This window comes from Pseudonocardia halophobica (assembly GCF_050948485.1).
Classification (GTDB): domain Bacteria; phylum Actinomycetota; class Actinomycetes; order Mycobacteriales; family Pseudonocardiaceae; genus Pseudonocardia; species Pseudonocardia halophobica.
Genome location: NZ_CP192046.1, coordinates 5,234,340 through 5,249,459, shown reverse-complemented (window position 1 = coordinate 5,249,459; position 15,120 = coordinate 5,234,340). Strand labels below are relative to the sequence as shown.

The following is a 15,120-nucleotide window of genomic DNA, read 5'->3' as shown; positions in this document are numbered from 1 at the left end:
TCTGATCCCGAGGTGTCTCATGACCTCTGACCGCCATGTCCACGTCTGATCGCACGATGACCGAGGGTGCTCTGCCGGGCCCTCGGCACGCCGCCGTCGAGCCGGCCGTCCCGGCGGGTGACCCGGTGCTGGAGATCCGCAACCTGTCGAAGACCTTCCCCGGCGTCCGTGCCCTCGTCGACGCGAGCGTGTCGATCGCGGCGGGGGAGATCCACTCCCTCGTCGGCCAGAACGGGTCCGGCAAGTCGACCCTGATCAAGATCCTGGCGGGGGTCTACGAGCCGGACTCCGGCGCCACGGCGTCGGTGCGGGGTGAGTCGCTGGCCCTCGGTGACGGCAAGGCCGCCCACGAGCTGGGCGTCCGGTTCGTGCACCAGGACCTCGGTCTGGTGGACAACCTGACCGCGGTCGACAACCTGGCGCTCGGGTTCGGGTACCCGACGTCGGCCGGCCGGATCAGGTGGCGAGCGCAGCGCGAGCGGGCCGTCACGGCGTTGGGCTACGTCGTCGACGACTTCCCGGTGGACCGCCCGGCGGGCACATTGACGGTCTTCCAGCGGACGGCGCTGGCGATCGCCCGCGCCCTGCAGGACTTCGGCGACAACGGCTCGCTGCTGGTGCTCGACGAGCCGACCGCGACGATGCCGCGCGACCAGGTGGAACACCTGTTCACGCTGCTGCGCCGGATCCGCGAGCGCGGGACCCCGGTGCTGCTGGTGACGCATCACATGGAGGAGGTCTTCGCCGTCTCCGACCGGGTCACGGTCCTGCGGGACGGCTTGATCGTGTCCGTCGAGCAGACCGCCGACCTGGACACACCGCGGCTGGTCTCATTGATGACCGGCGGTGTGCACCGCAAGCTCGAGCGCGGTGCGGGCCCCGACCCGGAGCAGGTTGCGCTGTCCGTGCGCGGGCTGACCGGCGACACGCTCAAGGGACTGGACCTGGACGTGCACCGCGGCGAGATCGTCGGGGTCGCCGGCCTGGGCGGCTCGGGTCGCGAGGAGATCTGCCCGCTGCTGTTCGGCGCCGAGAAGCGCCCCGGCGGCGAGGTCACCGTCGTCGGCAAGGCCCTGCCGCCGAGCAGCCCAGGGGAGGCGGTGGCCCGGCAGATCGGCATGGTCCCCGCCCACCGCCACACCCAAGGCCTCGTCCTGAGCGAGTCGGTCCGACGGAACATGACGCTGGCGACGCTGACGGACTTCGTGAAGGGCGGTCGGGTCCAGCGCAGGCAGGAGTCAGCGGCCGTGGCCGAGCACATCAAGGCGTTCGGCGTGAAGACGGCGTCGGCCGAGGTGCCGGTCAACACGCTCTCGGGCGGCAACCAGCAGAAGGTTGTGCTGGCCAAGTGGCTGCGGCTGAAGCCCACGGTGCTGCTGCTCGACGAGCCGACCCAGGGTGTCGACATCGCCGCACAGGCCGACCTGCACCAACTGATCTTCGAGGCGGCCACCGCGGGCACCGCGGTGCTGGTCTGCAGCTCTGACGAGATGGAGCTGGCCCGGATCTCCGACCGCGTCCTGGTCGTCCGGGACGGCACGGTGCACTCCGAGCTCGACTCGGAGCGCGCCACCCCGCACAACATCTTCGCCGCGACCCTGGGGGCCACCCCGGACGACGGCACCGCCGGGCCCCCCGGCGCCGACCTGCCCGACGCCGTGATCGCAATCTCGGCGTCGCTGTCCTCCTCTGGCAACTCTGACACTGTGGATGGTGAGTGATGACGGCTCCGTCTACCGCGGCGGCCCCGTCGAAGGGGTCCGGCTCGGTCTCAGGGGGGTCGGGCCCGTCCGCGGGCTCACGGATCCTCCAGAAGCTGGCGATCGACCGGTTCTCCGGGGTGTACATCATCGTCGTGCTGGTGGTGATCTTCTGCCTGTGGATCCCGCAGACCTTCGCCACGCAGGCCAACCTGCGGGTGCTGCTGGCGAGCCAGGCGATCACCGGCATCATCGCGCTCGCCGCGACGGTGTGTCTGATCTCCGGGGTGTTCGACCTGTCCATCGGCGGGACGATGTCGCTGTCGATCTCCATGGTCGGCGTCCTGCAAGCCACCGGCGGGGTCAACCCCGTCGTCGCGGTGGTGATCTCGCTCGCCGCCGGGGCGGTCGTGGGCTGCATCAACGCGGTGGTCGTCACGCGCTTCGGCATCGACCCCGTGATCGGCACGCTGGCCATGTCGGCGGTGTTGGCCGCGGTCTCCTGGTGGGTCGCCCACGGCGAGACGGTGCTCTACGGGCTGTCGCCCACCTTCGTGTCCTTCGGTGACATCGTTCTGGGGATCCCCGCGCCGATCATCTACCTGGCGGTGATCGCCGTGGTCGCCTGGTACATCCTCGAGCACACACCAGCCGGCCGCTATCTCTACGCCGCGGGCGCCAACCCGGTCGCCGCACGGCTGAGCGGTGTCAACGTCACCAAGCTGACGTGGGGCGCGCTCATCTCCTCCGGCGTGCTCGCCTCAGCGGCGGGCATCGCGCTGACCCTCCAGCTGGGTACCGCCCCCTTCGCGGGCGGCGTGTCCTACCTGCTGCCCGCCTACGCTGCGGCGTTCCTGGGCTCGACCCAGATCGAGCCGGGCCGGTTCAACGTGGCGGGCACCGTGGTGTCGATGTTCATCGTCGCCGTCGCCGTGCGCGGCCTGCAGCTGCGGCTGCCGGACGCACCGTGGATCGCCGACCTCGTCCAGGGCGTCATCCTGCTGCTGGCCGTCGGCTTCGCCGTCTGGGCCCGACGGCGCCGCATCGCCCGCGGTTGACCCTGCTCCGACGCCACCACCGCCCGGTCCCCGTTCGTCGGGGACCGGGCGGTGGTGTGTCAGCGGCGCATGCCTCGTAGCCCGCCGGCAGAAGGACACGACCTGGTCGGCCGGCATGCCCGGCCGCGAACTTCTCGTCCGCCCGAATCCGCGCGTGGCGACGGCGTAGGCCGGATACCGCGGCCGGCGCGGGGATCTGGAACCGGAACCAGCGCGAGGTCTGCGGGCACCCGCGTACCGCCGCGGTGTCGCGCGTGTGCCCCGACGAGGGCCAGTAACCATTATAAACATGCGCATGATCTATTCGAGCCGGAGAAGGGCGGCCGCTCCGTGACCACACGGGGCGCCGCGCCGCGCCGCGCATCATCTGGCACGCCGGCTTCATCGACGACATCGAGAAGGCGACGGGTTCGGGCTGAGCTGGGTTCATCCGCACGGCATCGAGGGTCAGAGACCGCAGGGGCCGAACGAACAGTCGTGGACCCCTGTTGGAGGCCACGAACGCGCTCACCTCGCGTCCGGGCCTGGAGGCCTTCTCCCCACGGGGCCGATGACGGAGGACGCCGCGCCGCCCCGGAGGGTGCGACGCGGCGTCCGTGTGTCGGGTGTCGGGTCCGGCTCAGCCGGACTGGCGCGGGATGTTCAGCTCCTTGTACGCGGCGTCGACGTAGCTGTTGTCGAAGAGCCCCTTGATCTGCGGCGACTGCTGCTGCTCGGGGGTGAGCTCAGTGGTCTTGAGGGTGTCGGCGATCGCCTGGGGGCTGTAGCTGCCGTCGGTGATCGCGAAGGCCGGCTGGCAGAGCGCCCACTCGTTGGCGAACTGGGCGTCGTTGGGGTGGGCCTTCTGATACTCCGGCGGCATCATTGCATAAGCTGCGTTCGGGTCGGTCACGTTCTTGACCTTGTTCAGCCCTGAGATGAACGCCGTGACCACGGCCTGGGTGAACTCGGGGTACTGGTTCCGGAACTCGTCGGTCACGACGATCGAGTTGCCGAGGATGGTGCCGCTGACCGGCTCGAAGACCTTGGCGTCGTTCGTGTTGAGCACCGGATAGCCGTTGCCGTTCGCAATGGCCTTGGCCGCCGACGTCGGGTCCATGGCCACGATGTCGGCCCGGCCGCTCTGCAGGGCGGGCTCGAACGCGGCGACCGAGCCGAGGGCGACACCCTTCTGGTCGGCCCAGCTCAGCCCGGCGTGCTCGGCGATCGCGACGGACGCGACCATGCTCGACGAGCCCTCGGCGGTGTAGCCCCAGGCTCCCCCGCCGTACTTCGCGATGTCCGTGCCGCGCTCCGCCTCGTACTTCTTCGCCCCGACCAGGACGACACCGCCGCCGGTGAACATGTTGGCCGCGGCGACCAGGGGCTGTGCCTTGGCCGCCGCCTCGGCGGTGTCCGACGAGCTGGTGCCCGCGTTGACCTGGGCCGATCCGCCGAGCAGGGCGGTCTGCGCGTCTCCGCCCTTGCCGAACGGGGTGAAGCTGATCTTCGTGCCGTACTTCTCGGCCACCTTGTCCAGATCGGGCTTCGCGGCCCAGAGCGGCGCGAAGATGGTGATGTAGGTGCCTGAGGTCGCAATGGCGACCGACGGCGGCGCCTTCGGTCCGGAGGCGGTGCCCCCGGACCCGGACGATGCACCGCCGCCGCACCCGGCGAGCGCGACGGCGCCGACGGCGACCGAAGCCAGGATCTTGATGATGGACGACTTGCGATACACGGCGGCTCCTGGGGCCTTCGACGGTGAAGGGATGGTTGGTCGGTCCGTGACGTGACGACGGCGACGAGCCCTGTCAGAGCTGTGACGGGCCGACAGCCCGGTGATCAGGTGTGACTACCCTGCGCAGAATTTCCCGCAGAGACTGGCACGGCTTCGGGTTCCGGTCAACCACTCGATCCGCCCGACGGCGGCGAAGCGGCCCGAGACCGTCCTCAGTAGTCGGAAGGGGGCTGCCACACGTCCTTGGCCTGCGGGACGCGCGCGAAGCGGCCGGCCTTGTGGTCCGGTTCCACGACGGCGTGGCCGTGGCAGAACTCGATGCCGAGACCCTCTGGGAGGCCTTCGAAGTAGAACCCGACGGAGCCCGACGGCGCGTGCTTGAGCAGGTCGTCCCGCAGCTCGTACCCGGAGCCCTTGACGATCGCGCGGGCGCGCATCACGTCGTCGAACGTCTCGGTCTGGAAGCAGAGGTGGTCCACCCGCGGCGGACCCGGCCTCGACTGCAACACCAGCGAGTGGTGATAGCGGTCGGTGGCGTGCAGGAAGACCGAGGTCTCCTCGATCCAGTCCGACTCCCGCAGGCCGAGCACCGCGCTGTAGAAGTGCAGCGACTTCTTGAAGTCGCCGACCGCGATGGCGGTGTGCAACACACGTTCGAGCTGCACCCACCTCGGCGCGCGGGGCCACGGGGCGGCGAGCATGCCGCGGAACAGTTCGACGGTGGTGCCGTCCGGGTCCGCGAGCCGCAGCAGCTGCCCGACCCGGTCCTCGGCGACGGGGGCCCCACTGCGCTGGTGCGCGACGCCCGCTGCGTCGAGAACCGCCTCGGCCTCCTCGAACGAGACGGTCTCGTCGAGCTCGAAGCCGATGGTCCGCAGGCCGCGGGCCACGCCCTCGTCCGAACGGAGCACCACCCAGTGGTGGTCCGCGCCGCTACCCAGGTACACGGCCTCGTCGGTCTTCTCGTTGACCTGGAGCTGTACCTCGCGGGCGAACATGTCCGTGGCGACCCGCAGGTCGTCGACCTGCAGGACCACGTACCCGAGGCGGTGGACCAACCTCGGGGTGGTGTCGATCGAGTCGGGCATGGCCGGTCCTCGCTCCCTGTCTGAGCTGCCGACCCTGTCAGAGGTCGAGCACGAGTTTGGGTGAGCAGGAGCGGCCGACGCAGATCAGCATGGTGCCGTCCTCGTCGTGCTCCTCGGGGGTCATCATGGTTCCGCGGTGGTCGGGCTGTCCTTCGAGGACGCGGCTCTCGCAGGAGCCGCAGTAGCCCTCCTGGCAGGAGAAGTCGATGTCGGGACGGACACCGCGGACGACGTGGAGCAGGGTTTGGTCGGCGCCGACGGTGAGGGTGACACCGGACTGGCGGAGCTCGACCTCGAAGGGCTTCTCGCCGTCCTCGGGTGGGGCCACGGCCTCGCCGGCGGCGAAGCGCTCGATGTGCAGCCGGTCGGCGATGCCGACGGCCGCACAGGCGCTGCCCGCGGCGTCGAGCAGGCCCTCGGGTCCGCAGCAGTACACCTGCGTGTCGTCCGGGAGCTCGGCGACGGCGACGACGACGTCGATCAGGCCCTCGACGTCCTGCGGGATGAGCTGCACCTTCTCGGGATGCCGCTCGCCGAGCTCCGGTCCGTACACCATGGAGCTCGCCGTGCGGCCGCCGTAGAGCAGGGACCACTCGGCGCCCCGGCGCTCGGCCTCGTCGATCATGGCCTTGATGGGCGTGATCCCGATGCCGCCCGCGAGGAAGAGGTAGCTCGGTGCGGAGCGCAGCGCGAAGTGGTTGCGCGGCCCGACGATCTCGAGCTCGCCGCCCACCTTCACGGTGTCGTGGATCTCCGCCGAGCCGCCCCGGCCGTTCGGCTCGCGGAGCACGCAGATCGTGTAGCTGGAGGTGTCCGTGGAGTCCCCGCAGAGCGAGTACTGCCGCGACAGCCCGGACGGCAGATGCAGGTCGACGTGTGCGCCCGCCTGCCAGGCGGGGAGGTCACCGCCGTCGGAAGCGACCAGGGTCAGCCGGAGGACGTCGCTCGTGACGTTCTCCGCCTCGCTCACGCGCACTTCGGTGTGGCGGAAGTCGTTCTCGTCCATGCGGTCTCCTTCGACCAGTCACTGCCGTCGATCCACCCGAGCCGGTGTCTTGCGGACGGCTGTCGCGCTACCTGTTGGTGGGCATCCAGCGGAGGAGTCTGCGGTCGGCGGCGGAGACGAGTCCGTCGAGGGCCCAGGCGATGAGGATGACGGCGATGAGGGCGGCCCAGATCTCGTTGACGTTGAGGCTCTCCTGGCCGAGGACGGTGAGGTAGCCGAGGCCGACGGAGGCGCCGACGAACTCGGCAGCGATGGCGGCTTGGAAGGCGTAACCGATGGTGACACGGGCGGTGGAGATGACCCAGATGGCCAGGGACGGGGCGTACACGTCGCGGATCAGCTGGGGGGTGCGGGCGCCGAAGAGGGTGACGTTGTCGATGAGGTTGGGGTCGACCTCCCGGAAGCCCGACGACACGGTCAGGATCACCGGCACGGAGATGACCAACGCGACCATGACGACCTTGGAGGTGAGGTCGAAACCGAGCCAGATCGCCAGGAAGGGGTAGAGGATCAGCCGCGGCATGCCGTTGAAGAAGGCGAGGTAGGGGCCTGCGACCCGGTTCGCGAACGAGCTCAGGCCCAGGACGGTGCCGATGACGATGCCGGCGACCATGCCGATGACCCACCCGATGACGAGCACCTGCAACGTGGACAGGGCGGACTCGAGCAGGGTGCCGTCGGTGAGCCAGGTCCAGAGCTGTTCGCCGGTGTCGGCGGGGGAGCCGAAGGAGAAGTCGTCGAGCCAACCCGAGGTGGAGCCCCAGGCCCAGATCGCGACGAGTGCGATCACCAGCCCGATCTGGGCCAGCGGCATGCGGACGACGCTCAGAACACGCGCCATTGGGTGTACCTCCTTTCGACCAGCACGAGGAGGCGGTCGACGATGACGGCGAGGACGGCAACGGCGATGATCCCGGCGATCACCGCGGAGGGGTCGAGGGTCTGCTGGGCCAGCGCGATGCGGTAGCCGACGCCGGCGTTGGAGCCCAGGTACTCGCTGACGACGGCACCGGTGAGGGCCCAGGCCGACGACAGGCGCAGGGACGAGACGAGCCAGCCGACGATCGACGGCAGGTACACGTCGGTGATGATCTTCCCGCGGGTCGCTCCGAGGACGCGTGCGTTGTCGAGCAGGACGTGGTCGATGGAGCGCACGCCGGAGTAGACGCCGTAGAAGATGAGGAAGAAGATCCCGGCGGCGACGAAGAGGACCTTCGAGGTGATCGAGAAGCCGAGCCATAGGATGAACAGCGGGGCGAGGACGATCTTGGGGAGGGCGTTGGCCATCGCGATGAACGGGGCGAAGAACCGGTCTAGCGCCTTGACCGGGACGATGACCGCGACGAGGACGACGGCGATCAGGACGCCGAGGCCGTAGCCCAGCACGGCTTCGAGGCTGGTGAGGCCGATGTCGGACCAGAACTCGGGATCGGCGAACCAGTCCCCGAGCTGGGAGACGACGCCGGCGGGGGAGCCGACGAGGTTGACCCAGACCTCGTCGGTGGCCAGGTAGGCCCATCCGCCCAGCAGTGCGGCGAGCAGGACGAGCTGGGTGACCACGACCGCGGTGGTGGAGCGTCGCTTGGCGCGGCGGGCGTGCTGGACCCGGTCGACCGCCGGGGCGGATGTCGAGGAGTCGGTGGACGGCGGGGACAGGTCAGTCGACACGGGCGGCCACCACCTCGGTGCGCAGCTGCTCCCAGAGCGTCTCGTGGGTCTCGGTGAACTTGGGGTCGAACTTGATCTCGAGGAGGTCCCGGGGGCGTTCGAGGGGGACGGTGTGGTCGCCGACGACGTGGCCGGGGGATGCGGACATGACCACCACGCGATCGGAGAGTCCGACGGCCTCCTCGAGGTCGTGAGTGATGAACAGGACCGCGGGCCGGTACGTGGCCCACAGCTTCAGCAGGTCGTCCTCCATCAACGTCCTCGTCTGGACGTCGAGGGCGGAGAAGGGCTCGTCCATCAGGATGATCCGCGGCTGGTAGGCCAGGGTCGCGGCGATCGCGACGCGTTTGCGCATGCCGCCGGAGAGCTGGTGGGGGTAGGAGTCGGCGAACTTCGCCAGCCCGACCCGGTCGAGCCATTCGCGGGCGACCTGCAGGGCGGCGGTCTTGTTCTGCCCGCGATAACGCAGCGGCAGCGCCACGTTCTGCAGCGCGGTGCGCCACGGCAGCAGGGCGTCCCGCTGGAAGATGAACCCGACGTCCTTGTTGACACCCTTGACCTGCTGACCGAACGTCCGCACCGTACCCGCGTCGGGCTTGGCCAGCCCGGCCAACAGGTTGAGCATCGTCGACTTGCCGCACCCGGACGGGCCGACCACGGACAGGAACTCACCCTGCGCCACGGAAAGGTTCACGTCCCGGATCGCGGTGAACGGCACCCCGCCCCGGGTGAACACCCGGTCCACCCCCGAGATCTCGATCGCCGGCACGTCCGAGGTGATCGTCGAGGTGGGGCTGTCTTCGCTGTCACTGCGGATGTCGGCGGTGGCAGACGCCATGGACTTCTCCTGTCCGAGGGTCGGATCGGCGGTCACGTGCGGGCCATTCGTCGGACGGCGGCGGTCGCGAGGACCGACACGCGCGTCTCGGTGGCGGGTGCGCTCAGCGTTCCTGCACACGGGGCCTGGGGCAGCGCAGGGCGGACCGCGAGAGGCGGTGCGGCGAGTCGTCGTTGAAACATGAGCCCCCCATTGGGCCTGTGCCGGTGTGCCGGTGGTGATCGACTTCGTTCGGGAACCGAACCGGGCGGACGTCGTCCGCTCGATGAAGTATGCACATTGTTGTCAGCACATCTGACGTAGTCAAGGGGTGGGTGACGATTCGTCGGGCGCGCCGAAGGGTACCTCGTGCAGGTGATTTTCCCGATGACCGCGAGCTCGCCAGGATGCCTGCCGAGGCTGCCTGATTATTTCGTCTCAGTCGGGGGAAGCGCTCCGGGACGCCCCTAGCCCGACAAGCATGAGCACGGATTCGGATACCTCCGCCGCCGGTCCTGCGCGAGCGTCCGCATCCGGCCGGGTCGGCGGAGTCGTCGACCCTCGACGACTTCGCCGGACCACGGCATCGTCGTAAGACCAGGAGGTGGAGAGATGACGCAGTCGACGACGACACAGGGTTCGCAGACGCTGATCGAGCTCACGGACTACCGGGAGCTCGAGGAGGCGCTGAAGCGGGGCCGCGAGCTCGTCCTCGAGGGCACCAAGGCGGAGTCGGACGAGTTCGTCCACGGCACTCTGATCGCGGTCGACGGTCGCGAGCACCTGAACCGGCGCCGGGCGCTGATGCGGATGATCAACCCGAGTCAGCCCTGGGGTGCCGAGGGCAAGCTGATCGACGAGGTCTTCGCGGACAACCTCCAGCGAGTCCTGGAGACGGTGGAGCCGGTCGACGGCGTCCGCCGCTTCGACCTGGTGGACTTCCTGCGCCGGATCATCTGGCGCTTCACGGCCAAGTTCGTGGGCATCGACGGCATCGACGACGACGAGCAGACCGGCCGCTTCGTGAAGCTCGCCGTGCCGGTGGTCTCGGGGCTGTCCATCGAGTACCTCCCCGAGGACAAGCGCGCCGAGGTGCTGGAGATCGCGCGCAACGCCCGCAAGGCCATCCGCGAGGAGCTGTTCGACCCAAGCCTCGAGCGCCGCCGCGCGTTGATCGCCGCCGGTGCGGGCGAGGACGAGCTGCCGGCCGACCTGCTGACCAGCCTGCTGCAGGCGGACACCCCGAGCAGCGACGACATGATCTTCAAGGAGGCCATCCAGCTGCTGGCGGCCTCGGTGAACAACCCGGTCCTGCAGCTCACGCTGTCGTTGGACGACGTGACCACCTGGCTGGACGAGCACCCTGAGGACTGCGCCAGGATCAGCGACCGTGAGTTCGTCAACGCCGCGGTGAAGGAGACCCTGCGCCTGCACCGGGCGTCGCGGCCCTACCTCGTGCGGCGTGCGGTCAAGGAGATCACGCTCGAGACCACCGGCCGGGTCATCCCCGAGGGCGCCTGGGTCGCCGGCTACCTGATGGAGGCCGACCACGACGAGTCGGTGTTCGGCGCGAACCCCGAGGCCTACGACCCGTACCGGGTGCTGAACGACCCGAAGGTCCCGCATTTCGGACTGGCCTTCGGCGCCGGGCCGCACGTCTGCATCGGCCGCCCGATGCTGCTCTGGGAGCAGGGCAACCCCGAGAGCCAGGGCGTGCAGACGAAGGTGCTGCGATTCCTGCTCGAGAACGGCGTCCGCCGGGACGCGGACGGCGTCCAGTCTCTCGAGAGCGAGCGCGGCAGCCACCGTTTCACCCACTACGACGTGATCGTGCCGGAGAAGACCGCCTGAGCCGTCGCCGAGTAGTCCTCAACGGCCCGTTCGCGTATCCGCGGGCGGGCCGTCGCGCGTCTCGTTCCCAGATCGTGATCAGGTTATCGCAAGTTGCCTGACTGATTGTCTATCGATCCGCGCAGGTCGTGGCCCTCATGTGGGCGATCCGGGTCCGGCTCTCCTCGTGGTCTCCTGAGGTTGTTCGCAATGGATCTAGTTTCGATGTGCCCGAGTCGCCGAGGATCATCGGGTTCGCATGATCGACATGGCGGCCCGGGCCAGCGTCACCGGCCAGGTCCAGAGCGACCCGGGCGGCTACCCGCTCGCGCCGTGCTCGACCTGTACAGGCAGACCTGGGGAGTGGGCTCCACCCCCTAATTGTGTCCCGACACGGGGTTCCCCGGCCTACGCGGCCAGGGGACCCCCGCGCGGTGGTTCAGCCGCGGAGCTCGCCGAGGGCGGCCGCGGTGACCGGGAGGGTGAAGCCCGCCTGCTCGGCCAGGGCCAGTGCGGCGACCAGGTCCTTGCGCGCCAACGCCCGCCTGCGGGAGTCGCCAGGCTCGGTGTAGAGCGAGGCGCGCGTCGGCCAGGTCGAGAGGGCGTGGCTGTTGCCGCTGCCCAGCGCCGCGAGCTCGCGCATCCGGTCGGTGCTGATGTCGTAGGCCGCGGCGAGCCGGAACGCCTCGGCGAGGATCGCCGTGTTGGCCAGCGACATGACGTTGTTCGCGATCTTGGCGACCTGCCCGGCCCCGACGGTCCCCACCTCGGCGACCTCGTGGCAGTAGGTGAGCAGCACGGCGCGCAGCTCGGGATCGAGCGGGGCCTCGGTGCCGAGGAAGGCAGTGAACGTCGGCGGGTCCGAGCGCCGGACCGACACCGGCGCGTCGACGAAGGTGACCCCGCCGGGGCGCTCCTTCGCGATGGCTAGGGAGGTGGCCGGGTCGATCGTGGCGTGCAGGACGACCGTGCCCTCGGTCATCGTCGCGAAGACGCCGTCGGGGCCAGCGATGGTGGCGGTCGACTGGTCCGCGGTCGCGACGGTGACGATCACCAGGTCGCAGGCGGCGCCGAGGGCGGCGGGGGACTCCGCGGCCTCGACGCCCAGCTCCGCCATGCGCTCGACCGCAGCCGGGCTCGGGTCGTAGCCGATCGCCTGCCGCCCGTCGCCCCGCAGGGCGTTCGCGACAACGGTGCCCAGCTCGCCGACGCCGACGATGCCGATGGGGCGTGGGGTGCTCATGCGGTGGTGCTCCGGTTCTTCTCGTGAGGGGGTGCGGTGGTCAACGGTCGAGCAGGGCCAGGAGCTCGGCATTGACCAGGTCCGGGACCTCCTCGGGGACGTAGTGCCCGCAGTCGGCCTGCACGGCCCGCAGGTCGGGGAAGTAGCGGACGTACTGGTCGACGAAGGGGTGGCCGCTGGGCTTCGGCAGCTCCGCCAGCTCCGGGAACCGGGCGACCTGCTGGTTGCCGAACACGAACAGCGCCGGGCGGTCGTAGACCTTCTGGCGGTCCTCGGGGCCGATGTCGTGCGCTTCCGAGGCGAACGGATGCTGCTCGAAGCCGTCCGGATGCAGCCACATCGACGCGATCTCGCGCTCGGACAGCGGCACGTAGCGCTCGCCGCTCGGTGCCGCCGGGTCGGCGACGATCCGATGGATCGGCATCGCGTAGCGGTAGTACTGGATCGCGGCCTGCTGGGACGCCTCGTCGAAGGAGTCCGCGTAGTGGGCGAGGTCCGCCTCGGTGAGGTGGGCGGGCAGCGGTCGGGTCCCCGTCTTGACCGCCCAGGGGTTGCCCGGGCGGCCGCCGAGGATCGTGCCGTCCCTGCCGCCCAGCCGGACCTCGACCATGTCCCGGGCGTGCGCGGCGAGGAACGCCTCGGGCAGCGGCTCCACCTTGAACCAGTACGGGTGGGTGATGTCCGGGGTGATCACCGTGGTGTTGCTGTCCAGCAGGGCGAGCCGGGTGAACAGGTCGGGCCGGTCGATCGCCGCCTTGAACGCGATCAGCCCGCCCCAGTCGTGCCCGACGAGCAGCACGTCCGCCAAACCGAGGGCCTGGCAGAACGCGACGACGTCCGCCGCGAGCATCGCCCGGCTCACCCGGGTGCCGGGCTTCTCCGTGCGGCCGTACCCCCGGGTGTCCATGGCGTAGGCCGGGTGGCCCTCCGCGGCCAGGACCGGCAGCTGGTGGCGGAAGCAGTGCGAGGTCTGCGGGAACCCGTGGAGCAGGACAACCGGCGTCCCCGGCCGGTCCGTCCTCGCGGCCAACGCGTGGATGCGCAGGCCCGGCGTGTCGACGAAGACGGACTCGATGGACGGGGTCGTTGTGCTCACTGCTGCCTCTCGCGGTCGGGTCAGCCCAGGATCGGGCCGGTGTTCATGCCGCCGTCGATCACGAACTTCGTGCCCGTGACCCAGCTGCTCTCCTCGCTCGCGAAGAAGAGCGAGGTTCGCGCGATGTCACGGGGCTGTCACTCCCGCGGAATGGGCGTCTTGTCGAAGAAGCCCTCCGGAGTGGCGCCCGCGGCCCGCGACATGGGGGTTGTCGATCTGGCCCGGGGGATCGCGTTGACCCTGATGCCCGAGTGACCGAGCTCCAGCGCGGCGCACTGCACGACGGCCGCGGCGGCGGCCTTGCTCGCACAGTACGGGGTCATCCCCGCGACGTCGTACGCCACGCCGCCCATCGAGGCGATCACCACGATGCTGCCGGACCCGTTGGCGCGCATGCCCGGCGTCACGGCCTGGATCCCGTTGACCACGCCCTGGACGTGACGTCGTAGGCGAAGCGCATGTCCGCCTCGGCGGCGGACTCCGTCGCGCCGCCGACCATCACGCCCGCGGCGTTGACCAGGGCGTCCGGCGGGGCGCCGAAATGGTTGCGGGACGCCTCGACGGCGGCGGACCAGTCGTCCGTGCTGCGCACGTCGAGCACCGCGTGCTCGGCGGCCGCGCCCAGGCTGTCCGAGACCTCCTCGGCATTCGACTCGACCACGTCGGCGACGACGACGAAGGCGCCCTCGGCCACGAACAACTGGGCGATGGCGCGCCCGCAGCCCCCGCCCCCGCCGGTGACCAGGGCGGTCCGCCCCGCGAGCCGCCCCGCGGTCCCGATCGGCGCCGCGTATGCCTGTGCTGTCCCCGTCACGGCCGTTCCCGTTCCTGTGCGCCCGGCTCCGTCGCCGGAGGTGGCGGGTCTGGCGTGCATCGTGATCATCGTGAGGTTTTCGATCGGCTCGGGGTGGACGACTGCCGGACCGAGACCTCACGTTCCCGCGCCACGGGACCGAGCACCACGGTGACCATCATCCTCATTAGAGTATATACAGTAATTAGTCTTAAAGGGCAACGGTGATGGCGGTCGCAGCGCACGTCAACGGCCGTCCGAGGCGCCGTGCACCGGCCGTGATCTCGACACGGAGCCGCTTCTGCGGCCGGACCCACGGCGCACGGGCGCCAAGCCCCCTGGTCGAGTCCCGTCCTACCCTGATCAGGTTTGATCCGCTGGTAATCTTCGAAGGAGACCCAGGCAATGCGCTACGAGGGAAGACCGTGCTGGTGACCGGTGGCGCCCGGGGATCGGGCTCGCCATCGTGGAGCGGCTCCGGGAGGAGGGCGCCGAGGTGCACGTCGCCGACCTGCTGGCGGACACCCCGCTCGACATCACCGACGCCGCCGCCGTCACCGCGTTCGTCGACTCGCTGCCGACCTGCCCGCGCTTCGCGGTCAACGCCGTCGGCAACGCCAACCTGCAGCTGATCCTGGACCAGGACGTCGAGGACTTCCGGCGGATCGTGGACCTCGAGCTCGCCGGGTCCTACAACGTGCTGCGGGCCGCCGCGCGCCGGATGGTGCGGGACTCGGCCGCCGGGTCCATCGTGAACATCTCCTCCGAGAACGAGGAGTACCCCAGCCGCGGGCTCTCCGGGCACTGCGCCGCGAAGGCAGGCCTCGCGATGCTGACCAAGGTCGCCGCCGTCGAGCTCAGGACGCACGGGATCCGGGTCAACGCCGTCGCCCCCGGCACCACGGCCACCCCGCTGACGGCGGCGCTCGCCGAGGTGCCCAGCTACGCCGAGGGCCAGCGGGTGACCACCCCGCTGGGCGGCCGGATGGGCGAGCCGGAGGAGATCGCCGCGGCCGTGGCGTTCCTCGGCTCGGACGACGCCCGGTGGATCACCGGCCGCTCGCTGCGGGTCGACGGCGGCCAGTCCCTGGTCTACGTCCCGGA

11 protein-coding genes and 2 pseudogenes are annotated in these 15,120 nt (G+C 70.1%); 4 read left to right on the top strand and 9 right to left on the bottom strand.

Annotated elements, in window-relative coordinates; genetic code table 11:
• Positions 1–56 precede the first annotated feature (56 nt).
• Together ACQP04_RS24915 and ACQP04_RS24910 are read left to right on the top strand one after the other, a co-directional pair.
• A complete protein-coding gene (locus ACQP04_RS24915; RefSeq protein ID WP_433502978.1) occupies positions 57–1,721 on the top strand; it encodes a sugar ABC transporter ATP-binding protein in 1,665 nt (554 codons plus the stop codon).
• On the top strand, positions 1,721–2,758 hold the full coding sequence (locus ACQP04_RS24910; RefSeq protein ID WP_433502977.1) for an ABC transporter permease: 1,038 nt from the start codon (positions 1,721–1,723) through the stop codon (positions 2,756–2,758). Before ACQP04_RS24915 ends, ACQP04_RS24910 begins: the two co-directional genes overlap by 1 nt.
• A gap of 619 nt (positions 2,759–3,377) precedes the next feature.
• Here ACQP04_RS24910 and ACQP04_RS24905 read toward each other — a convergent pair.
• From ACQP04_RS24905 to ACQP04_RS24880, 6 genes are all read right to left on the bottom strand, one after another.
• A complete protein-coding gene (locus ACQP04_RS24905; protein WP_433502976.1) occupies positions 3,378–4,475 on the bottom strand; it encodes an ABC transporter substrate-binding protein in 1,098 nt (365 codons plus the stop codon).
• A 212-nt stretch (positions 4,476–4,687) separates the two neighbouring features.
• The gene (locus tag ACQP04_RS24900) at positions 4,688–5,563 is read right to left on the bottom strand and encodes a VOC family protein (protein WP_433502975.1); all 876 of its coding nucleotides are present in this window, start codon (positions 5,561–5,563) and stop codon (positions 4,688–4,690) included.
• Positions 5,564–5,600: 37 nt separating this feature from the next.
• Complete coding sequence (locus ACQP04_RS24895) at positions 5,601–6,569, bottom strand: PDR/VanB family oxidoreductase (RefSeq protein ID WP_433502974.1); 969 nt, start codon at positions 6,567–6,569, stop codon at positions 5,601–5,603.
• A gap of 67 nt (positions 6,570–6,636) precedes the next feature.
• Entirely contained in the window at positions 6,637–7,410 is a 774-nt protein-coding gene (locus ACQP04_RS24890) for an ABC transporter permease (protein ID WP_433502973.1), read from the bottom strand.
• Positions 7,395–8,237, bottom strand: a complete 843-nt coding sequence (locus tag ACQP04_RS24885) for an ABC transporter permease (RefSeq protein ID WP_433502972.1) — start codon at positions 8,235–8,237, stop codon at positions 7,395–7,397. The genes ACQP04_RS24890 and ACQP04_RS24885 overlap by 16 nt, the downstream gene beginning before the upstream one ends.
• The gene (locus tag ACQP04_RS24880; RefSeq protein ID WP_433502971.1) at positions 8,227–9,075 is read right to left on the bottom strand and encodes an ABC transporter ATP-binding protein; all 849 of its coding nucleotides are present in this window, start codon (positions 9,073–9,075) and stop codon (positions 8,227–8,229) included. Before ACQP04_RS24880 ends, ACQP04_RS24885 begins: the two co-directional genes overlap by 11 nt.
• 591 nt (positions 9,076–9,666) lie before the next feature.
• On the opposite strand from ACQP04_RS24880, the gene ACQP04_RS24875 reads away from it, so the two are divergent.
• Positions 9,667–10,905 carry a cytochrome P450 gene (locus tag ACQP04_RS24875; protein WP_433502970.1) on the top strand — a complete coding sequence of 413 codons (1,239 nt, stop codon included), beginning with the start codon at positions 9,667–9,669 and terminating at the stop codon, positions 10,903–10,905.
• A 418-nt stretch (positions 10,906–11,323) separates the two neighbouring features.
• Here ACQP04_RS24875 and ACQP04_RS24870 read toward each other — a convergent pair whose 3' ends face one another.
• The 3 genes and pseudogenes from ACQP04_RS24870 to ACQP04_RS24860 all read right to left on the bottom strand — a co-directional run bounded on the left by ACQP04_RS24870 (position 11,324) and on the right by ACQP04_RS24860 (position 14,097).
• On the bottom strand, positions 11,324–12,127 hold the full coding sequence (locus ACQP04_RS24870) for an NAD(P)-dependent oxidoreductase (protein WP_433502969.1): 804 nt from the start codon (positions 12,125–12,127) through the stop codon (positions 11,324–11,326).
• A gap of 40 nt (positions 12,128–12,167) precedes the next feature.
• On the bottom strand, positions 12,168–13,223 hold the full coding sequence (locus ACQP04_RS24865) for an alpha/beta fold hydrolase (RefSeq protein ID WP_433502968.1): 1,056 nt from the start codon (positions 13,221–13,223) through the stop codon (positions 12,168–12,170).
• A 20-nt stretch (positions 13,224–13,243) separates the two neighbouring features.
• Positions 13,244–14,097, bottom strand: a pseudogene (locus ACQP04_RS24860) (SDR family NAD(P)-dependent oxidoreductase).
• Positions 14,098–14,467: 370 nt separating this feature from the next.
• On the opposite strand from ACQP04_RS24860, the pseudogene ACQP04_RS24855 reads away from it, so the two are divergent.
• Positions 14,468–15,088: pseudogene (locus ACQP04_RS24855) on the top strand (SDR family NAD(P)-dependent oxidoreductase); the annotation flags it as partial.
• Positions 15,089–15,120: the final 32 nt, after the last annotated feature.

Bases quoted from the DNA above. Each gene is read 5' to 3' on its own strand.
- ACQP04_RS24895 (WP_433502974.1), bottom strand. From the start codon at position 6,569: ATGGACGAGAACGACTTCCGCCACACCGAAGTGCGCGTGAGCGAGGCG.
- ACQP04_RS24870 (WP_433502969.1), bottom strand. From the start codon at position 12,127: ATGAGCACCCCACGCCCCATCGGCATCGTCGGCGTCGGCGAGCTGGGC.
- ACQP04_RS24875 (WP_433502970.1), top strand. From the start codon at position 9,667: ATGACGCAGTCGACGACGACACAGGGTTCGCAGACGCTGATCGAGCTC.
- ACQP04_RS24880 (WP_433502971.1), bottom strand. From the start codon at position 9,075: ATGGCGTCTGCCACCGCCGACATCCGCAGTGACAGCGAAGACAGCCCC.
- ACQP04_RS24915 (WP_433502978.1), top strand. From the start codon at position 57: ATGACCGAGGGTGCTCTGCCGGGCCCTCGGCACGCCGCCGTCGAGCCG.
- ACQP04_RS24890 (WP_433502973.1), bottom strand. From the start codon at position 7,410: ATGGCGCGTGTTCTGAGCGTCGTCCGCATGCCGCTGGCCCAGATCGGG.
- ACQP04_RS24910 (WP_433502977.1), top strand. From the start codon at position 1,721: ATGACGGCTCCGTCTACCGCGGCGGCCCCGTCGAAGGGGTCCGGCTCG.
- ACQP04_RS24900 (WP_433502975.1), bottom strand. From the start codon at position 5,563: ATGCCCGACTCGATCGACACCACCCCGAGGTTGGTCCACCGCCTCGGG.